Source organism: Massilia sp. LjRoot122, from assembly GCF_964252725.1.
Taxonomy (GTDB): Bacteria; Pseudomonadota; Gammaproteobacteria; order Burkholderiales; family Burkholderiaceae_D; genus Telluria.
Genome location: NZ_CAXUPB020000001.1, coordinates 4,695,353 through 4,718,668, shown reverse-complemented (window position 1 = coordinate 4,718,668; position 23,316 = coordinate 4,695,353). Strand labels below are relative to the sequence as shown.

The 23,316-nt window shown below is 65.2% G+C and carries 24 protein-coding genes; 14 read left to right on the top strand and 10 right to left on the bottom strand.

Annotated features, from left to right (window positions below; all coding sequences use genetic code 11):
• Positions 1-142 precede the first annotated feature (142 nt).
• The 4 genes from ACSQ25_RS20745 (at position 143) to ACSQ25_RS20730 (ending at position 3,589) form a co-directional block, all read left to right on the top strand.
• On the top strand, positions 143-1,840 hold the full coding sequence (locus ACSQ25_RS20745; RefSeq protein ID WP_436107557.1) for a methyl-accepting chemotaxis protein: 1,698 nt from the start codon (positions 143-145) through the stop codon (positions 1,838-1,840).
• A gap of 122 nt (positions 1,841-1,962) precedes the next feature.
• Positions 1,963-2,727 (top strand): alpha/beta hydrolase, encoded by a 765-nt coding sequence (locus ACSQ25_RS20740; RefSeq protein WP_436107556.1) that lies wholly within the window; start codon positions 1,963-1,965, stop codon positions 2,725-2,727.
• 23 nt (positions 2,728-2,750) lie between these two features.
• Complete coding sequence (locus tag ACSQ25_RS20735) at positions 2,751-3,068, top strand: Dabb family protein (protein WP_436107555.1); 318 nt, start codon at positions 2,751-2,753, stop codon at positions 3,066-3,068.
• Entirely contained in the window at positions 3,065-3,589 is a 525-nt protein-coding gene (locus ACSQ25_RS20730) for a hypothetical protein (RefSeq protein ID WP_436107554.1), read from the top strand. Before ACSQ25_RS20735 ends, ACSQ25_RS20730 begins: the two co-directional genes overlap by 4 nt.
• A 63-nt stretch (positions 3,590-3,652) precedes the next feature.
• On the opposite strand, the gene ACSQ25_RS20725 is transcribed toward ACSQ25_RS20730, so the two are convergent.
• Genes ACSQ25_RS20725 through ACSQ25_RS20715 form a run of 3 tightly spaced genes read right to left on the bottom strand, consistent with a single transcriptional unit; the run spans position 3,653 to position 8,376 of the window.
• A complete protein-coding gene (locus tag ACSQ25_RS20725) occupies positions 3,653-3,859 on the bottom strand; it encodes an addiction module protein (RefSeq protein ID WP_436107553.1) in 207 nt (68 codons plus the stop codon).
• Positions 3,860-3,900: 41 nt separating this feature from the next.
• The gene (locus tag ACSQ25_RS20720) at positions 3,901-7,479 is read right to left on the bottom strand and encodes a M1 family aminopeptidase (protein WP_436107552.1); all 3,579 of its coding nucleotides are present in this window, start codon (positions 7,477-7,479) and stop codon (positions 3,901-3,903) included.
• A 3-nt stretch (positions 7,480-7,482) separates the two neighbouring features.
• Positions 7,483-8,376 carry an ABC transporter ATP-binding protein gene (locus tag ACSQ25_RS20715; RefSeq protein WP_436107551.1) on the bottom strand — a complete coding sequence of 298 codons (894 nt, stop codon included), beginning with the start codon at positions 8,374-8,376 and terminating at the stop codon, positions 7,483-7,485.
• A 205-nt stretch (positions 8,377-8,581) separates the two neighbouring features.
• Between ACSQ25_RS20715 and ACSQ25_RS20710 the strand changes: the two genes are divergently transcribed.
• Entirely contained in the window at positions 8,582-8,992 is a 411-nt protein-coding gene (locus ACSQ25_RS20710) for a hypothetical protein (protein ID WP_436107550.1), read from the top strand.
• Between the two features lie 82 nt (positions 8,993-9,074).
• Complete coding sequence (coq7, locus tag ACSQ25_RS20705) at positions 9,075-9,719, top strand: 2-polyprenyl-3-methyl-6-methoxy-1,4-benzoquinone monooxygenase (protein WP_436107549.1); 645 nt, start codon at positions 9,075-9,077, stop codon at positions 9,717-9,719.
• 222 nt (positions 9,720-9,941) lie between these two features.
• Here the strand turns inward: coq7 and ACSQ25_RS20700 are convergent, their stop codons facing one another.
• From ACSQ25_RS20700 to ACSQ25_RS20685, 4 genes are all read right to left on the bottom strand, one after another.
• On the bottom strand, positions 9,942-10,364 hold the full coding sequence (locus tag ACSQ25_RS20700; protein ID WP_436107548.1) for an OsmC family protein: 423 nt from the start codon (positions 10,362-10,364) through the stop codon (positions 9,942-9,944).
• Positions 10,365-10,445: 81 nt separating this feature from the next.
• Positions 10,446-11,630, bottom strand: a complete 1,185-nt coding sequence (locus ACSQ25_RS20695) for an ABC transporter permease (RefSeq protein WP_436107547.1) — start codon at positions 11,628-11,630, stop codon at positions 10,446-10,448.
• Positions 11,627-12,358 carry an ABC transporter ATP-binding protein gene (locus ACSQ25_RS20690; RefSeq protein WP_436107546.1) on the bottom strand — a complete coding sequence of 244 codons (732 nt, stop codon included), beginning with the start codon at positions 12,356-12,358 and terminating at the stop codon, positions 11,627-11,629. Before ACSQ25_RS20690 ends, ACSQ25_RS20695 begins: the two co-directional genes overlap by 4 nt.
• Before the next feature lie 10 nt (positions 12,359-12,368).
• Positions 12,369-13,754: an alpha/beta hydrolase gene (locus ACSQ25_RS20685; RefSeq protein WP_436107545.1), complete on the bottom strand. Its 1,386-nt coding sequence runs from the start codon at positions 13,752-13,754 to the stop codon at positions 12,369-12,371.
• Between the two features lie 345 nt (positions 13,755-14,099).
• Here ACSQ25_RS20685 and rplM point away from each other — a divergent pair, with 345 nt between their 5' ends.
• From rplM to erpA, 7 genes are all read left to right on the top strand, one after another.
• Positions 14,100-14,528, top strand: a complete 429-nt coding sequence (gene rplM / locus ACSQ25_RS20680) for a 50S ribosomal protein L13 (RefSeq protein WP_224946249.1) — start codon at positions 14,100-14,102, stop codon at positions 14,526-14,528.
• 9 nt (positions 14,529-14,537) lie between these two features.
• On the top strand, positions 14,538-14,930 hold the full coding sequence (gene rpsI / locus ACSQ25_RS20675; RefSeq protein WP_027865814.1) for a 30S ribosomal protein S9: 393 nt from the start codon (positions 14,538-14,540) through the stop codon (positions 14,928-14,930).
• A gap of 206 nt (positions 14,931-15,136) precedes the next feature.
• Positions 15,137-15,883: a helix-turn-helix domain-containing protein gene (locus ACSQ25_RS20670; protein ID WP_436107544.1), complete on the top strand. Its 747-nt coding sequence runs from the start codon at positions 15,137-15,139 to the stop codon at positions 15,881-15,883.
• A 10-nt stretch (positions 15,884-15,893) separates the two neighbouring features.
• A complete protein-coding gene (locus ACSQ25_RS20665; RefSeq protein ID WP_436107543.1) occupies positions 15,894-16,628 on the top strand; it encodes a hypothetical protein in 735 nt (244 codons plus the stop codon).
• A gap of 100 nt (positions 16,629-16,728) precedes the next feature.
• Positions 16,729-17,766 carry an N-acetyl-gamma-glutamyl-phosphate reductase gene (gene argC, locus ACSQ25_RS20660; protein WP_436107542.1) on the top strand — a complete coding sequence of 346 codons (1,038 nt, stop codon included), beginning with the start codon at positions 16,729-16,731 and terminating at the stop codon, positions 17,764-17,766.
• A gap of 145 nt (positions 17,767-17,911) precedes the next feature.
• Positions 17,912-18,313, top strand: coding sequence for a bactofilin family protein (locus ACSQ25_RS20655; protein WP_436107541.1), 402 nt, complete (start codon positions 17,912-17,914; stop codon positions 18,311-18,313).
• Positions 18,314-18,376: 63 nt separating this feature from the next.
• Entirely contained in the window at positions 18,377-18,745 is a 369-nt protein-coding gene (gene erpA / locus ACSQ25_RS20650) for an iron-sulfur cluster insertion protein ErpA (RefSeq protein WP_227799879.1), read from the top strand.
• A gap of 93 nt (positions 18,746-18,838) precedes the next feature.
• Here erpA and ACSQ25_RS20645 read toward each other — a convergent pair whose 3' ends face one another.
• Complete coding sequence (locus ACSQ25_RS20645) at positions 18,839-19,936, bottom strand: anhydro-N-acetylmuramic acid kinase (RefSeq protein WP_436107540.1); 1,098 nt, start codon at positions 19,934-19,936, stop codon at positions 18,839-18,841.
• 173 nt (positions 19,937-20,109) lie between these two features.
• Here ACSQ25_RS20645 and ACSQ25_RS20640 point away from each other — a divergent pair, with 173 nt between their 5' ends.
• A complete protein-coding gene (locus ACSQ25_RS20640) occupies positions 20,110-20,457 on the top strand; it encodes a hypothetical protein (RefSeq protein ID WP_436107539.1) in 348 nt (115 codons plus the stop codon).
• A 98-nt stretch (positions 20,458-20,555) separates the two neighbouring features.
• Here ACSQ25_RS20640 and ACSQ25_RS20635 read toward each other — a convergent pair whose 3' ends face one another.
• Positions 20,556-21,722 (bottom strand): dienelactone hydrolase family protein, encoded by a 1,167-nt coding sequence (locus tag ACSQ25_RS20635; protein ID WP_436107538.1) that lies wholly within the window; start codon positions 21,720-21,722, stop codon positions 20,556-20,558.
• Positions 21,723-21,900: 178 nt separating this feature from the next.
• A complete protein-coding gene (locus tag ACSQ25_RS20630; RefSeq protein ID WP_436107537.1) occupies positions 21,901-23,265 on the bottom strand; it encodes a M23 family metallopeptidase in 1,365 nt (454 codons plus the stop codon).
• Positions 23,266-23,316 lie beyond the last annotated feature (51 nt).

The following is a 23,316-nucleotide window of genomic DNA, read 5'->3' as shown; positions in this document are numbered from 1 at the left end:
TCCCATCACCCTAAAATTTGCTTTTCATTAATCACTCATTCCGGTAATAATCGATCAAGTAATTGACGCATAAAGTTTCATCATTCGGTCCGCCTGTCACCGGGCACAACACTTACAACGATATCGAGACCCGTCTGAACCCATGAAGCTCTCCGACCTGAAAATCGCGACCCGCCTATACCTCGGCTACGGCATCCTGATCGGCATTACCGGCATCGTGGTCGCCATCGCCTACGCCAAAGTCACCGCGCTCGACTCCGCCAACGACGCCAATGTCCACACCTACCGGGTGCTGGCCGAAGTCGATGGCGCAATGGAAGCGCTGGTGAATATCGAAACCGGCGAACGTGGCTATGCCCTGACCGGCCAGGAGGCCTCGCTGCAGCCGTACACGGCGGGCAAGCAGGACTTCCAGCAGCACCTCGACCAGGCGCTTGCGCTCACCACCGACAACGAGGCACAGCAGGGGCGCCTGAAACAGCTTGCGCAGCACCAGCGCGACTGGCTGGCGCAGGCAATCGATCCGGTGATCGCCCAGCGTCGCGCAGCAAGCGACGGCGACCTGTCGCAAGTCGTCGCAACGGTCCAGGCAGGCAAGGGCAAGGCCGGCATGGACGCCATGCGCACGGTGGTATCGCAGCTGAGGGCAGCCGAGGATTTGCTGATGGCACAGCGCGCGACGAATATCGTCGAGGCCCGCTCGGCCATGCGCCGCACGCTCATCGGCGGCGGCTTGATCGCCGGCATCCTGGCGCTCTTCATGGCCTACCAGCTGGGCCGCAACATCAGCATCCCGCTACGCCGCGCGGTCAACCTGGCCAGCAAGGTGGCGCAAGGGGACCTGACCAGCGACGTCAAGGTCCGCACCAAGGACGAGGCCGGCGAACTGATGGCGGCGCTGAAGGACATGAATGCGTCGCTGGTAGCGATCGTGTCGAAGGTGCGTGCCGGCACCGGCGCCATCGCGACCGCGGCCGGCGAGATCTCGGCCGGCAACCAGGACTTGTCGAGCCGTACCGAGCAGCAGGCCAGCTCGCTGGAGGAAACCGCGTCCTCGATGGAGGAACTGACCTCGACCGTCAAGCAGAACGCCGACAACGCGCGCCAGGCCACCCAGCTGGCCGCAAGTGCCGCCGACACCGCCGTGCGCGGCGGCGAGGTGGTGGCCGAGGTGGTGATGACGATGGGCTCGATCAACGAGGCTTCGCGCAAGATCGCCGACATCATCACCGTGATCGACGGCATCGCCTTCCAGACCAATATCCTGGCGCTGAACGCGGCAGTCGAGGCGGCGCGCGCCGGCGAGCAGGGCCGCGGCTTCGCGGTGGTGGCGGGCGAGGTGCGCAACCTGGCGCAGCGCTCGGCCGCGGCGGCGAAGGAGATCAAGGGCCTGATCGGCGACTCGGTGTCGCGGGTGGAAGCCGGTTCGCGCCTGGTGGACCAGGCCGGCCGCACGATGGACGAAGTGGTGTCCAGCGTGAAGCGCGTGTCCGACATCATCAGCGAGATCGCGGCTGCCAGCGAAGAGCAGCGCGAAGGCATCGAGCAGGTGAACGGCGCGATCGCCCAGATGGACGAGGTGACCCAGCAGAATGCCGCGCTGGTCGAGCAGGCCGCGGCGGCGGCGGCCGCGATGCGCGAGCAGGCCGGCGGGCTGGCGCAGCTGGTGGATACCTTCCAGCTGGTGGAGCAGGCCAAAGCGTCGGCAAAAGCGGCGGCCCAGCCCCTGCCGCGTCCACCGGTCCGTCCGGCACTGCCGCGTGGCCGCCAGGTGGCGCGTGCCGCCAAGCCGCGCCCGGCGGCGCAGGCGGAGGCGCTTGGCGCCGCCGAGGTGGAATAAGCGTCCCGGATTTCTCGTGGCGTACGCGGACGCCCGGCGTCTGCGTGTAAGATCGATGGCCATTACCCGACGGAGGAGACCGACATGTTCAGCCTCGACGATGTCCGCCCGGTCCCCGGGGCATGCAGAAGACCCTGACCGTCACCCTGCTGCTCGCCATGGGCATCTATGCGGCTGCCTGCCTTGCGCTGTTTTTCATGCAGCGCTCGCTGATCTATTTTCCGCCTGCGGTCGCCGCCTACGCGGCGCCCGAGACCTCGATCCTCGCGGTGGCGGGCGCCACCGTGAAGGTGTCCGAACGGCCGCTGGCGGGGGAGCGGGCCCTGATCTACCTGGGCGGGAACGCCGAGGACGTCACGGCCAGCCTGCCCCTGCTGGACCGCGCCTTCCCCGAGCGTGCGCTCTATCTCCTGCATTACCGCGGCTACACCGGCAGCACCGGCAGCCCGTCCGAAGAGGCGCTGGTGGGCGATGCGCTGGCGCTGTTCGACCGGGTCGCGCGCGAGCACCAGGACATCGTCGTGATCGGGCGCAGCCTCGGCAGCGGTGTGGCGGTGCAGCTGGCCAGCCGGCGGCCGGTCAGCCGGCTGGTCCTGGTCACGCCCTTCGACAGCCTGGCCGGCCTCGCCGCCCGCCAGTTCCCGTATTTTCCGGTGGGCTGGCTGCTGCGCGACCGCTACGCATCCTCGCACCATGCGCCGCGCGTGAAGGCGCCCACGCTGCTGCTCGCGGCCGGGCAGGACGAGATCATCCCGGCGGACAGCGCCCGGCGGCTGCTGTCGCACTTCCCCACGGGCGTGGCGCAGATGCGCGTCATCGACGGGGCCGGGCACAATTCGATCTCCGACAGTGCCGACTACATTCCCTCGCTGCAGTGGGCGAGGTAGACCACGCAATCACAAGGAGCTTTATGCCAGCCAAACCGATCCTGCGCCATGTCGTGCTGTTCGCATTCAAAGCCGATGCCGGCGCGGATGCCGTCGATGCCGTCGTCGCCGACTTCGGCCGGCTGCCCGCCGAGATTCCCGGCATCGCCGCCTACGAGTGGGGCACGAACGTCAGCCCGGAAGGCCTCAACCAGGGCTTCACCCATTGCTTCACCTTGAGCTTCGCCAGCGATGCGGCGCGCGACGCCTACCTGGTGCACCCGGCGCACCAGCGCTTCGTCGCCACCCTGGGCAGCTGCCTCGATCGATCGCTGGTGCTCGACTACTGGACGCAGGCATGAAGCGCGTGCCGTCACGCTGCCTGCTGCTGGCGCTGGCCACGGCATGCCACTTGTCCGCGCATGCCGCCGACCCCGTGCCGGCGCACCTGGCCGGGGCGTGGGGCACTGCCGAGTCCTTGTACGCCGGTACGGTTGCGCAATACGAACTGCTGCTGCTGTCCGATGGCTTCGGCTCATTCACCGGGTCGACGCCGCCAATGACGCATACCGGCGGCCCGGACAAGGGCAAACCGGCGGCGGCGCGCGTCATCATGGGCCTGCCGCTGCGGGCGGTGGTCGACGGCGACGTCCTGAAGGCACAGCCCTTCATCCCGCGCTCCATCCTGCGCCCCGGGGACAAGGCACCGGCGCCGGAAGCGATGACGATCACCTGCCGTTATGAGGCCCAGGGGCAGACCCTGAGCTGCGTCGGCCCGGACCGCCGCGACATCGTGATGAAGCGCTATAGCGAGACCGTGCCGGCGGAGACCGCGGAGATGCTCAGGAAAATACGGGCCGCCGACGATGGCGGCCAGGGCTGAAAAACAAAAACCGCGGTCTGGCCGCGGTTTCTTCTGGTGGGCGCACGGAGCGCCAGACGGATCTTACTCCTGCCATTCCTGCAGCGCGCGGATGGCCGCTTCGCCGTTGCGGATCGCCTTGACGCGATTCACGATCTCGTTGCGCCAGGCTTCATCGGCATCCTCGTCGGGCACATCGATGTCCTGGAGCAGCAGGCGCACCAGCGCATGCTTGTCTTCTTCGCTCAGCAGCTGGATCTTTTCGGCGATCTCGGCAACCAGGTTCGACATGATGTTCCTTCAGATAATATTTCTGAATATTACCTGTAGTTTTAGGGGTTGTCGACTGGAAGCATGTTATCCGTCGGTTTTCTGTCGATCAGCTTGTTATCGGGGTCGATGCCGGCCCGCGCCGGGCGTGCGCCGACCACCAGCGTGACCGTCTGGCTGGCCCGGTCGACCAGGCGCCGCTCGCGCGCCAGCGGGTTGCCGTTGCGGTCGTCGACGCCGAATTCGATGTAGTCTTTCAGCGGCGCTGGCTTCTCGTCGCCCAGCTCGCCCGCGCGCACCTTGCCGGCATGCGCGGTGATCGTCACCTCGAACTTGCCGTCCGGGCGCCGGCGCACGGTGGCGCTGTCGGTGCGGTTCTCGTACAGGGCGATGTGCTCGAACAGGTCGTCGATCAGGTAGGCCTTGTCCGGCGGCGTGACGGCGCGCAGCCCGTCGACCAGGGCCAGCACGGTCGGGTAGGGCGCGCCCTTGAACCCGTGTTCCTTCAGCAGACCGCGCAGCACGCCGTTGACGGCGTCCTCGCCCAGCAGGTCGGCCAGCAGGTAGAGCGCCAGGCTGCCCTTGCGGTAGTGGACGTAGTCCTGGTGTTCGTTCTGCGCCAGCGGCAGCTCCTTGCGGCGCTCGACGGCGCGGCCCATCAGGTAGGCGTCCAGGTTGTAGCGCAGGAAGCGGCGCATCTTCTGGCCGCCGACGGCGCGCTTCATGACCATCAGGGCGGTGTACTCGGACAGGCTCTCCGACAGCACGGTCGACCCGCGGGTATCGGCGCCCACCAGCTGGTGGCCCCACCACTGGTGCGCCGCCTCGTGGGCGCTGACGTAGAACGGATAGTCGATGTCCTTCGGCGAATCCTCGTCGATGCGGGCGATGAAGCCCATGCTTTCCGAAAGCGGGATGGTGCCAGGGAAAGCCTGGGCGTAGCGCGCGTAGCGCGGGAACTCGACGATCCGCAGCGCGTTGAACTGGTAGGGGCCGAAGCGGCGCGAGGCGTAGTCGAGGCCGGCCTGGGCGCCGCGGATCATGCGCTCCACGTTGAGCTCGTGGCCCGGGTGGTAGAACACGTCGATGGTCACGTCCTGCCAGCGGTCGTGCCGTACTTCGTAGCGCGCCGACTGGAAGGCATAGAAGTTGAGGATCGGCTTGTCCATCCGGTAGTGGAAGTAACGGCTGCCGCCATGCATCCACTCTTTTTCCAGCGTGCCCGGGGCGATCGCGATCTGGTCCGGGCTGGTGCTGACCACCGCGTCGAAATTGATCCAGTCGGCGTCCACGCCCACGCCGTTGTTGGCGCGCGCAGCCAGGTCCTCGCGTGCGGCCATCGGGTCCTTCGGCGGCAGGCCGCGGCGCTTGCGGTCGCGGTCATCCTGCAGCTCCACCGAGGGCTGGTAGCCGATGCGCGGCATGACCTCGTTGGTGAAGAAGCTGCCGTTGCCGACGACCGGGGTATCGCGGCCCAGTCCCAGCACGCCGCCCGGGGCATACTTGAGGTGGAATTCGAGCGCCATGCGCGCGCCCGGCGCCAGCGGCTGGACCAGGCGGTAGCGGTAGAAGCCGAGCTCGGGATCGGCCGCCACCCGGCGCGCCGCCTGCGAGAAGCGTGCCGACAGCTCGGCGCCGCGCTGCTGGTACAGGACGATGTCCTGGATCGGACCCTGGCTGCGGTTCTCCAGCTGGTAGAAACCCTTCACGAACAGCGCGCGCGTCCCCGGCCGGATGTCGACCTGCAGGTTGACGTCGGTGATGCGCGGCTGCGGCAGCCGGGCGGAGCGGCGGTAGCGCAGTTCGTAGTCGGCGCGCGCGCGCTCCTGCTGGGCGCTGGTCTGGTAGCCGCCCGCATGCAGTTCGTAGGCCAGCAGCGCGCCGGTGCCGGCGAAGACCAGCAGGCCCGCGCCGAAGCCGGCCAGCACCGGCCGGGAAAGGTTGCGGCGCGCCAGGCGCAGGCGCTCGCGCCAGCCGGTATCGACGCCGCGCGCCCACAGCACCCGCGCGGCGACCATCAGCATCAGCGCCAGGCCGCCCCAGTAGAGCTGGAACAGGTACTCGCGTACCAGGAAATGGCCGAAGCCGTTCATCGCCGAGTAGCTGAAGGACGGCGTGGTCCCGTAGACCAGCATCGGATGGTCGAAGCCGAAGCCGCGCGCAGTGCCGGCGACCAGGTAGAGGGCGATCAAGATGAAGTAGGCCAGGTAGCGGTTGTTGACGACCACCTGCATTGCGACCGCCGCCACCGCCAGCAGCGCATAGTGCGGCAGCAGCACCGTGAACAGGAAGCGCAGGTAGAGGCCGGGCTCCAGCCCGAAATAGCCCTTGAACAGCTGGATCAGCATCCCGACCAGCATCGCCATCACCAGCAGCAGGGCCTGCAGGCCGATCAGCGCCAGGGTCTTGCCGGCAAGCGGCAGCCAGGTCGGCGCGGGCATCGCGTCGAGCATCTGCGACATGCGCGCCTCGCGTTCGCGCCACACCATCTCGCCGGCGAACAGGGTGGTCACCACCAGCATGTACAGCTCGAACACGTCGCGGATCAGGTCCAGCACCATGTAGGTGACGGGCAGGGTATTGGTGCCGTAGATCGACCCGATGTCGAGCGAGCTGGCGGCCAGGATCAGGGCGCCGGCGACCGCCAGGGCCAGGAAATACACGTTCTTGCTCGACTCGCGCAGGTTGTACCAGACCGACTTCCCCAGCAGGAAAGCCAGGCTGCGGCGTTCGAAGTCGGGCGCTTCGCGGGTGTCGACGGCAGCCTGGGACAGCGGCGCCGGCGCTTCCACCAGCTGCTGGCCCTTCTTGTGGCGCGGGTCGAGGTTGCCGGTGGTGTGGAAGCGCCAGTAGCCGAGCAGCAGGACCACCAGCCCGAAGCCCACCCAGATCAGGCGGTTGATCAGGTAGACGCCTTCCAGGGTCACCAGGCGCGTGTTGCGCTCGGCGATCGGCCAGTATTCGGTGAGGCGGATCAGGGCCGTGGTGCCGAAGGGATCGATCAGCGCGGCGAGGGTCTTGTAGTCGAGGTCACGCGCCAGCGAGGGCGCGACGATGTAGCCGATCATCATGACGATGCTGGCCACGTACACCGGCAGCATGCGGCGCGAGAGCGCGGCCAGCACGAAGAACAGGGCGCCGAAGATGAAGGTATTCGGCAGCAGCGTGAGCAGCCAGGGCAGCAGGTAGGCCGCCATCCCGTTCGGCCCCAGGCGGTCGGGCTCGATGCCGGGGATGAAGCTGCCGAGCCAGGCGCCCAGCACGATGCTCGACAGGATCACCGCCAGCGTGACGAAGGCCCCGAGAAAGCGTCCCAGCACGTAATCCGCCTTGCGGATCGGCGCGCTGAAGAAGAAATGCTGCATCTCGTATTCGAAGTCCTGCTGCACCGAACGGCCCATCACGGCCGCCACCACCACCACGCCGAAGCAGCCGAGGAAGGAGGCGGTCAGCGCGATCTGGCGCGGCGCGTTGATCAGGACCCGGCCGCCGAAGGTGACGATGGCATCGCGGAAGGCGCCGCCCGCCGCCGCCATCCACAGCATCGCCAGCGCCAGGAAGAGTCCGAAGTAGATCCAGGTGGACAGCAGCCGCAGCCGCTGGCGCGCTTCGAAGCGGGCGATGGCGAACAGGGAGGACATTACTTAACAGTTTCCCGCGGCGGCGTTGAATTTGCCGGCGATGGTGGCGAAATACACGTCTTCCAGGCTGGCGCGGGCCGGCTCGAAGCCGTCGCCCGGGTCGCTTTCGGCATACACGTGGATCAGGGTGCGGCCGGTGAGCAGGCGGGTGGAGATGACCTGGTGGCGCTTCTGGAACACCGGCAGCTCCTGCTTGGTGACGAAGCGCGCCCAGATGTAGTCCTCGATCTCGTAGGTGAGATCCTGCGGGTCGCCGCACAGCAGCACGTGGCCCTTGTGGATGATCGCCATGTTGGCGCACAGGTCGGCCACGTCGGACACGATGTGGGTGGACAGAATGACGGTCTTGTCCTCGCCGATCTCGGACAGCAGGTTGTGGAAGCGCACCCGCTCCTGCGGGTCCAGGCCGGCGGTGGGTTCGTCGACGATGATCAGGCGCGGGTCGCCCAGCAGGGCCTGGGCGATGCCGAAGCGCTGGCGCATGCCGCCCGAAAAGCCGCCGAGGCGCTGGTTGCGCACTTCCCAGAGATTGGTTTGCTGGAGCAGGCCGTCGACTACCTCGCGCCGGCGGTGCTTGTGGGACAGGCCCTTGAGCTGGGCGAAATGGTCGAGCAGTTCGTAAGCGGTCACTTTCGGATAGACGCCGAAATCCTGCGGCAGGTAGCCGAGCATGCGGCGCACTTCGTCCTTCTCGTCCAGCACGTCGATATCGTCCAGGAACACCGAACCCGAATCGCATTCCTGCAGGGTGGCCAGGATCCGCATCAGCGTCGATTTGCCGGCGCCGTTCGGACCGAGCAGCCCGAACATTCCGGCTGGAATGTTCAGGGTGACACGGTCGAGCGCGACCACGCCATTGGCGTAAGTCTTCGACAAATTGCGGATTTTCAATTCCATCAATGCCCCCAAGCGTGCATATAAACCTTTTTCAACACTTGCATTGTATAAAATTGTCACGCGGTTTGTGGTAACTCTGCGACGCACGGTCACTTCCGTAGCCCAGCCTGCATAATTTGCGGACAGAACGCATGTCGGCATGCACTAATTATTTCTTCAGGAAAACATTGCTCCCGCAATCGATAGAAATGTGGATAATGACAGGATGAACAAGGCCATCCAGGACAAGCTGCTGGCGCTGATGCGCGAAGGACGCGACCGCACCGAGTCGACCGACTGGTTCCGGGCCGCGCTGGGGCTGTTCTACCTGGCGGCGCTGATGACCGAGGAAACGATCGACTTCAAGAAGGTCGACCGCGAATTCAACCGCTTCATTTATCACACGCTCGGCAAGGGCCACACCATCACCAGCGTGCTGCAGTTCATGAGCGGCCAGAAGGTGATGCCGACCGTCGAGTGCGGGCGTTTCATGGAGGCCTTCGGGCGCCACTGCCCGGAGGTGCCGGTCGCATCGATTCCCTTTCTGCTCGAGCTGAACCTGGGCGTGGCGAAGAACATCTCCGGGCTGGAGCCCAGCGGCCCGCTGGCCGACTGGATCGCACGCAGCAAGGCCTGAAAGGCCGAGGTCGGAGCCGCGGGCGCCTGAGGTCCGGCGCAGGGCCTATAATGATGTTTTCGCATTTTGCATTGATCACATCATGAGCGCCTACCGTTCCAGTTCCCCTCTCGACCAGTTGATCACCGGCTTCGACAAGGCCCTGCGCGTGGTCGGCGGCGTCGCCGCTTCTTCGCGCCCGAACCCGGGCGCGCACGCCACCGACTGCGAACTGAGCGACGACGAGCGCCGCCACAGCGCGGGCCTGATGCGCGTGAACCACGTCGGTGAAGTGTGCGCGCAGGCGCTGTACGATGCGCAGGCGCGTTTCGGCAAGAGCCCGACGATCCGCGCCCAGTTCGCGAAGTCGGCACGCGAGGAAGAAGACCACCTGGCATGGACGGCGGAGCGCCTGTCCGAACTGGGATCGCAGCCCAGCCTGCTCAATCCGCTGTGGTATGCCGGCTCGTATGTCCTGGGCAGCATCGCCGCCAAGCTGGGCGATCCGCAAAGCCTCGGTTTCGTGGTCGAGACTGAGCGCCAGGTCGAGGCCCACCTGAACCGCCACCTCGAAGACCTGCCGCCGCAGGACGCGAAGTCGCGCGCGATCGTGGAACAGATGCGGGTCGATGAAATCGCCCACGGCGCGTCGGCGCAGGCGTTGGGAGCGGCGGATACGCCGGTGCCGGTCAAGATGCTGATGACGGCGATGTCGAAGGTGATGACGACGACGGCGTATCACATCTGATTCGCCCGGAACGTCGTTCCGGCGCAGGCCGGAACCCAAGTCTGCTTGCGAGGCGGCGGCTTCGGTATTCTACGAAGCTCCAGCACGTCGTTCCCGCGCAGGCGGGAACCTAATTTTGCGTGCGTTACGTCTACTCGACGGAATTGGATTCCGGCCTTCGCCGGAATGACGGTTTTAAGGTTAGCGGTTAGTTGAAGCGTTGGCGACCGGCTGGCGAAACAATCAAACCTCCACAATCTCCACCGAGTGCGTAATCTCCGCCGTCTTGGCCAGCATGATCGAGGCCGAGCAGTACTTGTCGTGCGACAGGCTGACCGCGCGCTCGACCGCCGCCGGTTTCAGATTGCGTCCCGTGACCGTGAAGTGGAAGTTGATCTTGGTGAAGACCTTCGGATCGCTGTCCGCGCGTTCAGCCTGCAGCGTGACCTCGCAGCCGCGCACGTCCTCGCGGCCGCGCTTGAGGATCAGCACCACGTCATACGCGGTGCAGCCGCCGGTGCCGACCAGGACCATCTCCATCGGGCGCGGCGCCAGGTTGTGGCCGCCGCCTTCGGGCGCGCCGTCCATCGCCACCATGTGGCCGCTGCCGGTCTCGGCGCGAAAACTCATGCCCGAGGGGCCGTTCCAGCTGACTTTCACTTCCATTCGATTTCTCCGCTGAGGATTGACTGCGGAGCATTGTAAGGCAGGCGGGGCGCCTTTGCCGGCGCCCCGGTGTTTACGGCCTCAGACGCCGAGCACGTAGCGTTCGCTCTTCATGCGCCAGCTGGCGAAGGCCGCCAGCAGCAGCGCGGGGATGGCCGAGCACAGGAAGGTCAGCAGGAAGGGCAGGGCGCCGATGTCGCCGGACTTCGACAGTTCCTTGGCCAGGGTCTGGTTCGACAGCATGGGCACCAGGTACATCCACTGCGCGGTCTTCAGGTCCATGAAGGACACGACCATGCTGGGGATGAAGGGCACCAGCATCACGATGCTCAGGATGGTCTGGGCTTCCTTGAAGGTCTTGGCGTTCATCGCCAGCGTCACGTACAGCGCCGCGGCCAGCAGCGACAGCGGCACCGTGACCAGGCAGACCAGCAGCAGCTGGCCCCAGCCCACGCTCCACGACAGGCCGATTTCCTCGAGCGGCAGCCACTTGAGGATGACGTGCCCCAGCATCAGCTCGATGGTGACGCCGACGATGCCCAGCAGGCTGACCGCCAGCACCTTGCCGCCGATGAGTTCCCAGGTCGCTGCCGGCTGCGCCATCAGCACTTCGAGCGAGCGGCGTTCGCGCTCGCCCGCGGTGCTGTCGACCGCCGCGGACATGGTCATGATGAAGGCGGGCAGGAACAGCATGCCGAGCAGGCTGCCGATGAGGGCCGCCGAGCGCGAGGCGTTGGTGCCGGTGTCGTAGCGCTGCACCATGACCGGCGACAGCGTGGCCGGCGAGACCCCGTGCGCCAGCAGGCGGGCACTGGCGATGTTGTTGCGGTAGGCGTCCAGCACGTCCTCGACTTCGCGGCGCTGGCTGAAGCTTTCCGCCGCCGAGTCGTACCAGATCTCGACCCGGGCAGGCCGCATCGCCTGGTAGTTCTCGGCGAAGTCGTCCGGCAGGCGCAGCACCGCCGCGACCTTCTTGGCGCGCAGCAGCTCGCCGATGGCATCGTCGTCCATCGGCGCCGTGTCCTTGACCGTGATGTTCTTCTGGCCCAGTTGCGACATCAGGGTCGGCGCATGCTTGGCGCCGATCACCGCCAGCTCGACGCCTTCGCGCTCGGACTTGGTGCTCTTGTCGATCAGCTGGTGCAGGACCAGCCCGATCAGGAGCGGGTACAGCAGGGTGACCAGGGCCAGCATGCCCAGGGTGCGCTTGTCGCGCAGCGTCTCGCTGAGCTCCTTGCGCAAGACGATCATCAGCTTCGATTTCATGCGATTCCTTCTTCGGTGCCGACCAGGCTGACGAAGGCGTCTTCGAGGTCGGCGATGCCGGTGCGCCGGCACAGTTCTTCAGGCGAGCCCTGGGCCACGGTATGGCCGCCGGAGATGACGATCACGTCTTCGCACAGGGCCATCACTTCCTGCATCACGTGGGTCGCCATGATCACGCAGCAGCCGTCGGCGCGCAGGGCGCCCAGGGCGGTGCGCAGCGCGCGCGTGCTCATGACGTCCAGGCCGCGGCTCGGTTCGTCCAGCAGCAGGTGGCGCGGGCGGTGCAGCAGGGTGCGCGCCAGCGCGACCTTGATGCGCTGGCCCTGCGAGAAGCCCTTGCTGCGGCGCGCAACGATGTCTTCCATGCCGAGCAGCTCGGACACTTCGTCGATACGCTTGGCGATGGCGGGGCGCTCCATGCCGTTCAGCTCACCGAAATAGCTCAGGTATTCGCGCGTGGTGAGGCGCTCGTACAGCCCGAACTGGTCGGTCAGGAAACCGATGTTGCGGCGCACCGCCATCGGATCCTTTTCCGGGTCGACGCCGTCGATCGAGATGCTGCCGTGGTCGCGCTTGAGCAGGCCGACCAGGGTGCGCAGCAGGGTGGTCTTGCCGGCGCCGTTGGGGCCGAGCAGCGCGGTGATCTGGCCGTCGCGCGCGGTGAAGCTGACGCCGCCCAGCGCCTGGACGGCGCCGAACTTCTTGCGTACATCGTGGACTTCAATCATGTTCTATGCCTTATGGTTGCGGGCCGGCGCTGCCGAGCTGGAAGGTCGGGGGCGGAATCTCTTTCAGGCAGGCGGCGTCCAGCCTGTCCTGCGGCTTGTCGAGGAAGCTGCGCAGCAGACGCGGCGCGCAGCCGAGCTGCGAGACGCCGTGGCCGACGTTGTCGACCACCACGTGCTGGGCGCGCGCCATGTATTTGGCGGCGGTGGCGGCGCGGTGCGGCGGCGTGACCGGGTCGAGCGCGCCGGACAGCAGCAGGGCCGGGGACTCGATGCGGGTCGGCTCCTTGTAAGGCACGGCCGGCACCTTCATGACCTTGCACAGGGCGGGTATCTGGTCGGCCAGGTTCTTGGTCAGCATGCCGGCGTCGGACCGGATCAGCTCCGGCGTCATGCGCGGCACGTCTTCGGCGCAGACCACCGCGAGGTGCAGCAGGATGGCGATGTGGCCCTGGGTGCCGAAATCGCCGGCCACGTTCTGGCGTGCGACGAAGGGCTGCCAGCGTCCCTGCGCCGCGTTATGGATCAGGAAGGGCAGGCGGCGGGCGTCGGCCGGCGAGTACAGGATGCCGTGCACGGTGCCCAGGAAGCGCGCTGCCGTCATGGTGAACTCGACTGGCTGCGCGGTGCGCGGGTCGGGCAGCGACAGTTTGATGCCGCCGGCTTCGAGCTTCGCGACCAGGCCCTCGAACTCCGCGCGCAGCTGCGGGAAGGCCTTGTTGCAGGACGCGTCCCTGGCGCATTGCTGGAACATCTTGTCGAGCGCGGCCTGGGCGTCGCGGGCGCCGGCCGGAATCACCTGGTCGGGCGCGGCCACGCCGTCCAGCACGAGGCTGCGCACGCTGGACGGATAGAGGCGGGCATAGGCCTGGCCCAGGCGGGTCCCGTAGGAGCCGCCGAAGACGTTGACGGCGCCATAGCCGAGCGCACGGCGCACCAGCTCGGTGTCGCGGGCGGCGGCTTCGGTCGTGTAGGCAGCGAACGGGGCCTTGGTGGCAGTGATGCAGGCATGCAGCTCCGCTTCCAGCTGCTTCTCGGTCATGCGCTCCTGTTCCGGCCTGCTCCTGCAATCGAGCTTGCCTGAGCGGCCGGTTCCGCGCTGGTCGATGAACACGATGTCGCGGGTGGCCTGCACCCGGTTGAAGGCGGTCGACAGCAGTCCCACCACGTCGCTGCCGGCCTCGCCGGGGCCGCCTGCCAGGACGAACAGCGGATCGCCGCGGGTGCCGGCACGGTGCGCCGGCGCGACCGTGACGTGCAGTTTCAGCTTGGCGCCGGCCGGCCTGGCATGGTCCAGCGGGACGTCGAGGGTGACGCAGCGCAGGGCATCGACGACGCCGGGGAGGTGGCAGCTGCGGGTGGCGGCGCCGGCATTGGCGGGTGGCGCTGCGCTTGCCATCGATGCTGTCAGCCAGAGGGCGGCAACGGAAAGTAACGATCTTGTCTTCACACAATCTCCTCAAAGGATGCATGCATAGTAGATTGGCATCGTTTTGACGGTCAATGCATAGTTGCACCATCGCATGAATTTATGCGAACGGGGACGGCTTTGCCCTGGGAGAAAGAAGTAGATCAGCTCAGGCGTGGAAAATGCGACAGCTTCCGTCGCCCGCATTGACGGGCCAGCCTCTGTTCGGCTATCATCGTGGGCTTTCCCTTTGCTCGGGGAAGACAATAAGGCAGAGTCCGCTGCAGCAAGGGCGGAACCACCACAGTGAGCATTTAACCTATTTAGGAAGTCATCATGAAAACTTTTTCCGCTAAGGGCCATGAAGTCCAGCGCGACTGGTTGGTGATTGACGCGACGGACTTGGTCCTCGGACGTGTTGCCAGCGAAGTGGCACTCCGACTGCGCGGCAAGCACAAGCCGGAGTTCACTCCGCACGTCGATACCGGCGACTACATCATCGTCGTCAATGCAGGCAAGCTGCGCGTGACCGGCACCAAGGCCACCCAGAAGACCTACTACCGTCACTCGGGCTACCCGGGCGGTATCTACGAAACCAACTTCCTGAAAATGCAACAGCGCTTCCCGGGCCGTGCCCTGGAAAAGGCTGTCAAAGGCATGCTGCCGAAGGGCCCGCTGGGCTATGCAATGATCAAGAAGCTGAAAGTGTACGCGGAAGGTTCGCACCCGCACGCAGCACAGCAACCACAAGCACTGACCCTCTAAGGAACTGACATGATCGGTAACTACAACTACGGCACTGGCCGTCGCAAGAGTGCAGTCGCTCGCGTGTTCATCAAAGCCGGCACCGGCCTGATCGTCGTGAACGGCAAGCCTGCGAACGAATACTTCTCGCGCGAAACCGGCCTGATGGTCATCCGCCAGCCGCTGGAACTGACCGGCAACGTCGAGCGTTTCGACATCAAGGTCAACGTGCACGGTGGTGGTGAGTCGGGCCAGGCAGGCGCCGTCCGCCACGGCATCACCCGCGCCCTGATCGACTACGACGCAGGCCTCAAGGGCGACCTGGCACGTGCCGGTTTCGTCACCCGTGACGCCCGTGAAGTCGAGCGTAAGAAAGTCGGCCTGCGTAAAGCACGCCGCGCAAAGCAGTTCTCGAAGCGTTAATTCGTTTCTGCTGCTACCAGCGCCTCCGGGCGCTGGCTGCGAAAGCCGTCCTCCGCAAGGTGGGCGGCTTTTTATTTTTCCGGCCTCCTTTATGCGCTCTGGATAGCGTTACGGCATATTCATCAGTATTCGCCGATATTCATCTTCCAAGTCATGCATGAATAGCAAAGAATACGGCTTTCCCAACCACTCCAGGAAAGCCCGTCATGAATTTTGGCGAACGACTCAAGCAACTGCGGACTGAAAAGGGGCTGACCCAGCCCCAGTTCGCACAGGTGGCCGGTATCGAGCAGTCTTATCTGTCCAAGCTGGAAAACGACAAGTCGGTGCCCTCCGCCGAGATGTTTTCCACCATCCTCTCCGCGCTGGAGATGGATGCGGCGACCTTCCTCCAGGACGTGGACAGGGACGTGCTGGCCACGACCCTGTGCCACATCCCCGCCGTCACCCAGTTCACTGCCGGGGAGGTGCAGGCCCAGGTCCACCATACTAAGCGCTGGCTGTTCGGCTCGGCGGCGGCATGGATTGTCGGCTTCGCCCTCATGCTGGCGGCGAACGACGGGATCTTTTTTCCAAACAAACTCTACAAGTACACCTCGCCGGGAGTGATCCGCGCCGGCGAAACGGAGAACATCTTCACGACCTGGAGGGAAATCCTGGGGCAGCAAATGGCCGCCAGGATCATCACGCACGAGGACATGGCGAAACAGTCGGCCGAGTTCCTCGCGAAACGCGAGCAGCCGCTGACCGTGGAATGGCCCGACAGCCGCGGGACGGTGTATTACGAGCCAGCGGAAAACGGCCGGCGCCGCTTCGAGCTGATCGATACCAGGCATATCCAGGCACGCGGCAATCGCCTCCTGCAGTACATCGGCGCCGTCGTCTTCGCATGCGGTTTCGTCGGCCTGTTCATCGAATGGCGCCTGCGCCGCCTGAAAAACAAACTCAAATAAAGGAGTCCCCATGTCCCAGATCCGTACTTTCCTCGCCGGCGCCACCACCATGGCCGCCGCCCTGGCCGCCGTCATGACCCTGAGCGGCGCCGCCGATCCGGCACGCCGCGCCAGTTTCGACGAGATCACCGTCGGCCGCATCAACATCGTCGAACCGGACGGCACCAAGCGCATCATCATCTCCAACAAGGCCCAGTTCCCGGGCGACTTCCAGCAGGGCAAGGAAGGCGAGCGTCCGGACCGCCGCAGCTTCGCCGGCATGTTGTTCATCAACGAGGAGGGCACCGAGAACGGCGGCCTGATCCAGAAGGGCAGCATCGGCGCCGACGGCAAGATCGCATCCGGCCTGTCCCTGACCTTCGACCGCTTCCGCCAGGACCAGGCCCTGCAGCTGCTCAACCACGACAGCGCCAACCACCAGCAAACCGCCCTGATCATCAACGATGTTCCCTACCACGGCCTCACCTCGATGGACGACATCAAGCGCTTCCGCGAGGAGAGCCGCAAGCTGCCGCGGCCGGAACAGCAGGCTTACTGGAAGAAGCTGGAGGAGGAAGGGCGCCTGGTCCAGAACCGTATCTGGCTCGGCAACACCGCCGCCAAGGGATCGTCCCTCCAGCTGAAGGACGCGAAAGGGCGGACCCGCATGATGCTGATGGTCTCGGCGGACGGCAAGGCCGAGATCCAGATGCTGGACGAGCAGGGCAGGGTCAGCAAGTCGATTACGCCGGGCGCGACAGACTGAGGGCCTTCCTTCGCTGACAGGGCGGGCGCACGCATTTTTCACCGCTGTTAAAATGCAGCCTCGTCCTGAAAAGGTCATTCACATCACGAAGGAACAGAACATGATCAAAGTTGGCATCGTTGGCGGAACCGGATACACGGGCGTGGAATTGCTGCGGCTGTTGGCCGTGCATCCCGACGTGCAGCTGACCGCGATCACCTCGCGCAAGGAAGACGGCCTGCCGGTGGCCGACATGTTCCCCTCGCTGCGCGGTGTCGTCGACCTGGCCTTCTCGAGTCCGGACAAGGCCGACCTGAGCCAGTGCGACGTGGTGTTCTTCGCCACCCCGCACGGCGTCGCCATGGCCCAGGCCCCGGCGCTGCTGGCGGCCGGCGTCAAGCTCATCGACCTGGCGGCCGACTTCCGCCTGAAGGACCAGGCGACGTTTGAACAGTGGTACAAGATTCCGCACACCGCCCCCGAGCTGATCGAGGAAGCCGTGTACGGCCTGCCGGAACTGAACCGCGAAGACATCAGGAAGGCGCGCCTGGTCGCCAATCCGGGCTGCTACCCGACCACCATGCAGCTCGGCTTCTATCCGCTGCTGAAGGCCGGCATCATCGACGCCGGCAACCTGATCGCCGACTGCAAGTCGGGCGTTTCCGGCGCCGGCCGCAAGGCCGAGATCGGCACGCTGTTCTCGGAATCCAGCGACAACTTCAAGGCCTACGGCGTGCACGGCCACCGCCACACCCCGGAAACCTCGGCCCAGCTGGCGCGCTATACCGACCAGAAGATCGGCCTGATCTTCACCCCCCACCTGGTGCCGATGATCCGCGGCATGCACGCGACCCTGTACGCGCGCCTGACCAAGGACATCGACGACGCGGCCCTGCAGGCCCTGTTCGAGAACGAATACAAGGACAGCCAGTTCGTCGACGTGATGCCCTTCGGCGCGCACCCGGAAACCCGCTCGACCCGCGGCTCGAACATGCTGCGCCTGGCCCTGCACCGTCCGGAAGGCGGCAACACCGTCGTCATCCTGGTAGTGCAGGACAACCTGGTCAAGGGCGCATCCGGCCAGGCCGTGCAGTGCATGAACCTGATGTTCGGCCTCGACGAAGCGACCGGCCTGAAGCAGATCGCGCTGCTGCCGTAATTCCCGTCTCATCTACCGCGCGGGCGCCATGCCCGCGCGCTCTCCCCGTTCGACTCACCCGATCTAGATCAAGGCCGCTCTTGTTGAGCACGGTAAATTGACCGATGCACAGGTTGATTTTCAGCGCCCAAAGGAGAGGTGAATCATGTTCGGTCGACAAGTAAAAAGCGAGATTGACAGCCTGGTCGGCATCTCGGCCCGGATCGAGGGCGACCTGTGCTTCACCGGCGGCCTGCGCATCGACGGCGAGGTGCACGGCAACGTGGTGGCGGCGGACGGCGCCGACAGCATGCTGATCGTGTCCGAGCACGCACGGATCGAGGGCGAGGTGCGCTGCGCCAGCCTGGTGGTCAACGGTTACATCGCCGGATCGGTGTATTCGTCGGAACTCCTTGAATTACAGCCGAAAGGCCGCATACATGGTGATGTCCATTACCGTTTGCTCGAGATGCACGGCGGCGCCCTCGTGACGGGGAAACTGACCCACGAGCCCGTGGGCGAGCCGGTGTTTCATCTATCCGACGCCGAGGTCGGCTCGGCAGCATGAGTTGCGCCAAGGGTCTATAATGGACACCATAGCGTAATTCACGTATTTCACCAGGAGTGTTTCATGACCGCAGTCGCCGAAGTGCAAGAGCACGACACGATCCCAGTTCCGATCAACTTCACCGACAGCGCCGCACAGAAAGTTGCCCAGCTGATCGAGGAAGAGGGCAATCCCGACCTCAAGCTGCGCGTTTTCGTGCAGGGCGGCGGCTGCTCCGGCTTCCAGTACGGCTTCACCTTTGACGAAATCGTCAACGAAGACGACACCACGATGGAAAAGAACGGCGTCCAGCTGCTGATCGATTCGATGAGCTACCAGTACCTGGTCGGCGCCGAGATCGACTACAAGGACGACCTCGAAGGCGCCCAGTTCGTGATCAAGAACCCGAACGCCACCTCGACCTGCGGTTGCGGCTCCTCGTTCTCCGCCTGAGCCCCCAGGCAGCCCGGTGATCCGGGCAGTCGACGGCCCGGTTCATCCGGGCCGTTCCTTTTTGACGGTCCGGCTTGCCCGGACCGTTGACGTTTACGCAGGATACAGCGCGCCCAGGATGCGCGGACCACGTGCGCCCGTGACGGCCGGCAGGTTGCCCGGCTCCCGCTGCAGGAAGCGGTAGCCCAGCCAGGCAAAGGCCAGCGCCTCGACCCGGTTCGGCGCGATGCCGAGCGCCGCCGTCGATTCCACCCGCGCGCCGCCCAGCGCCGCGCCGATCTCGCCCAGCAGGGTGGCGTTGTAGGCGCCGCCGCCGCACACGTACACCGCATCCACGCCCGCATGTTCGGCGCGGATCGCCTGCGCGATCGTCACGCCCGTCAGCCGGGTCAGGGTCGCCATGACATCCGCCGGCGCCAGCGCGCCGAATCCCTGCAGCCTGGCATCCAGCCATGCATCGTGGAACAGGTCGCGGCCGGTGCTCTTGGGGGCCGGCTGGCGGAAATAGGGCTCGTCCAGCAGCACATCCAGCAGCGGTCCGTGCACGCTGCCGCTGGCGGCCCAGGCGCCGTCTTCGTCATAGGGCTTGCCCAGGTGGCGGCCGATCCACAAATCCATCAGCACATTGCCCGGGCCGGTGTCGAAACCGGTCACGCGGCCGTCGCCATGCAGCACGCTGATGTTGCCGATCCCGCCAATGTTGACCACCACGCGTGCCGTACCCGGCTTGCCGAAGGCGGCCTCGTGGAAGGCCGGCACCAGCGGCGCGCCCTGGCCGCCGGCGGCGATGTCGCGGCTGCGAAAATCGGCGACGACGTCGATCCCGGTCAGCTCGGCCAGCAGGGCAGGGTTGTTGGTCTGGCGGGTGAAGCCGAGTTCCGGGCGGTGACGGATGGTCTGGCCGTGCACGGCCACCGCCGCGACCGGCCCGCCGGCCGCCGGCAGCAGCTGGCGCACGCAGTCGGCATAGCACAGGGCCAGGTCGTTCGCGGCCAGCGCCTCGCGCTCGAGTTCGTTCTCGCTGGCGGCCTGCAGCGCCATCAGCTCGCTGCGCAGTTCGGCGGGGAAGGGCGTGAAGGCGGCGGCGGCGGTGCGGATGCTGCCGCCGGCGAAGTCGGCCAGCACGCCGTCCACGCCGTCCAGGCTGGTGCCGGACATCAGGCCGATATACAAGGAAGGGGTCTCGCTCATGTGCTCTCGCATGGAATAGGCAGCCCAGGCAGGGCTGGCCGGTCATGCAGTCTAAACGGTCGAGGCAAAAAGCGGAAGCCGGCGGGGACAAGGCGTTCGGTGCGAATATTGGAGGATTTTTGGCGCGGGCAGCCGTGCTATCTTCTCGTCCTTATTTCTTACGCTCTAGCATCATGTACACAAGACTCCGTGCCTGCCTCGCTCTTGCCCTTGCGCTTCCCGCCATGATCGCCAGCGCCCAGACGGCCCAGCAGCCCCAGCAGCCCCGGGTGATCCGGATCACGACCACCTACAGCTGCGGGTCCAGCCCGGCAGGCCAGTGCCCTTTCCTCCTGTACACCTCCGACTGCAAGGAAGCGGGGGCCAGGAACGGTCATCCCTCGCTGGTGTGCACCCATGAGGTATTCGCGGAATTCAGCCTGAAGCCGGGCGAATCGAAGACCTTCGACAGGATACCGCCCGGGGTCAAGCAATGCCAGCCGCGCAATGGCCGGCTGGTCTTCCCCGACTGCATGCTCTAGGACATGCATGAGCAGCTACGATAGGGCAAACTGTAGTCGCCTTCCGTGAAGCTGTAGTCGAACCATACCGGTGGCTCATCTCTATATAGATAGTGTGCTTACGGGCGCGCCGCGAAGAATTGGGTGTCGACGCTGTGGCGTGGCATGCCGAGCTGTTCCGGCTTCTTCATCAGGTAGTCGAAGCCGCCGCGCTCGCCCTTCAGGGCGCCATTCAGGAAGTTCAGGACATAACGGCTGGCCAGGGCATAGGACTGGGCGATTTCGTCACGGGTGTAGTCGCCGAAATCGAGCGGATCGAGGCGCAGGTAACTGGTGCCGAAATACACATGCTCCATCGCATACATCGTCACCAGGTAAACGTCGGCGCCAGTCATCTTCTGCAGGATGCTGCCCGAATGGTCCGGCTTGAACTTCAGTCCGCGCTCGAAAGGCGGCGGCCGCTGGGCCAGGTAGAGCAGGGACGTGCGCAGCTGTTCCGGCTTCAGGTAAGGCACTTTCTCCAGCATCGCGTGGCGGTAGCGCACCGTGCCGTCCAGGCAGACCAGGGCCTTGATGCGCTCGTCCTGGGCCGCGGCCAGCACATTGGCCATGCCGCCCCAGGAAAAGCCGGCCACGGCCAGGCGGCTGGCGTCGGCCTGTGGCAGCGATTGCACGTAATTCACCAGGAAGCGGATGTCGGCCGCCTGCGCTTCGGCGTGCACCAGGTCGTCCTTCTGCCAGCGCTCGTCGACACCCAGGGCCGGGCTGGCGATCACGAGATAGCCATGGCTAGCCAGAAATTCCATCATCTCGGCATTCTCGAACACATTGCTGCTGATGCTCGGAGAATAAATCACCACCGGATACTTGCCCGGTAGCGCCTTCGCATCGCGCACGGCCCAGCGCACATCCTTGCGCTCCACAGCGAGCTGTGCGTCACGTTTACCTTCGGTAACGAATTTCAGCCACTCCGCCAGCACCTTGTTCCGTTCCGCAGGGGAACGGGTGAAATCGTCGTCCCAGCCCAGCAGCTGGAGGTAGTCGTCGTAGCGCATCGGCTTCCCGCCTTTAACCGCCGGATACCAGATGGCGGTCTGGATCGGGCGCGGCTTGCGTACATCCTGCGGCGCCGTCGCAGGATAGCTGCGGCTCGGGTCCACCTGCTCGATCACGCGGAAACCGACTGCGAAACTGCCCGGCTTGTTAAGGAAGGGGAAAGCCTCCTGGGCGCTGGATGTCGCGCTGGCGAGAGCGAACAGAATGAATGCAATAAGCCTGAGCATCATCGTCTCCGTGTAGATTGTTGTTCAGCTACTCTAGCATTGAAATGCAAAAAAAAGTTCCATCAGATAGCAATTAAATTGCCATTGTGAGGAATTTATGACTGCCGCATAAAGGAGGGTGCAAAAGCAAACGCCCCGCGGCATCGAGGATGCGGCGGGGCGTTGAGGGGAGAGGAAGCGCTTAGCGTGCTGCCATCGCGTTGCCGCTCGGTGCCAGCAGCGAGAAGCGGTGGTTCATCTCGGCGGCGGCCATGCGGAAGCGGGCCAGTTCGGCCTGGCTCAGCGGCTGCTGGGCCAGCGATTTGAACTTTTCCGGATTCTGGGCCTGGCCTGCGACGCGGAACTCATAGTGCAGGTGCGGGCCGGTCGACCAGCCGGTCGAGCCGACGTAGCCGATCACCTGGCCCTGGCTGACCTTGCTGCCCTTGCGCATGCCCGGAGCGAAACGGCTCATGTGGGCGTAGGCGGTGCTGTAGCCTGACCAATGCTTGAGGACGACCTGGTTGCCGTAGCCGCCGCTGTTGCCGGCGAAGTCGACGGTTCCTTCCGCGACCGCGCGGATCGGCGTGCCGGTCGAGGCCGCGTAGTCGACGCCCTTGTGCGCTTTCCACTTGCCCGAGAGCGGGTGCACGCGCATCGAGAAGCCCGAGGAGATCCGGGAGAACTGCAGCGGCGACTTGAGGAAGGCTTTCTTCAGCGCCTTGCCGTCCAGGCTGTAATAACCGCCCTGCTTGGTGACCGGGTCTTCGTACCAGACCGACTGATAGGCCACGCCGCGGTTGACGAATTCGCCTGCCAGGATGCGGCCGGTCTTGACCAGTTCGCCGTCCAGCCAGAAGGTTTCGTACACAACATTGAAACGGTCGCCACGCTTGATGTCCGAGCGGAAGTCGATGTTGGTCGAGAACATCTCGATCATCTGGTTGACCACCGAGTCCGGCATGCTGCCGCCGTCCACGTTCGAATCGGTCGCCGAGTACAGCGAGCTCTGGATTTCGCGCGAACGCATTTCGACGCGGCGCTCGAGCTTGGCTGGTGCCTCGATGGCGACGAATTTCTCGCCCCGACGCTCGACCGTGACCTGACGTGCATCGCCACTCTTGCCGTCGGTGAGCGTGGCGCGCAGCGACAGCAGCAGGCCATGTTCATCGGTTTCGGCCTGGATGCGCTTGCCGTTCTTGAGCGACAGCAGGCGGCGGGCGGTCTTGTCGGTGCGGACGAATTTCTGGGCGTCGGCGTCGTCGACGCCAAGGCGGTTGAAGAGGGAGCCGAGCGAATCGCCTGGGCGGATACGCTCCTCGTGGATGAATTGCTGCTCGTCTTGCTGGAGGGCGGCGATCTGGTCTGCGAGGTTCGGTAGTTCCAGATTCTGCTCGATCGACTTGACGGGCATGTCTGCCGCATCAGGGGTGATCGGGGCCACGCCGATGGCGCCGAAGGCGCACATGCTCATGAACGCAGCGCCGGCGCTGAGAATACGCGCCTTGCGGGTCCGGGGCATCAGCTGAAGCAGGCTTTGACGGGTGATTTTCTGTAAAGGGTTCATGCAATCAGTTAAAATTTGCGGCTGAACTTCCAGGATTCCATTTCTTATCGT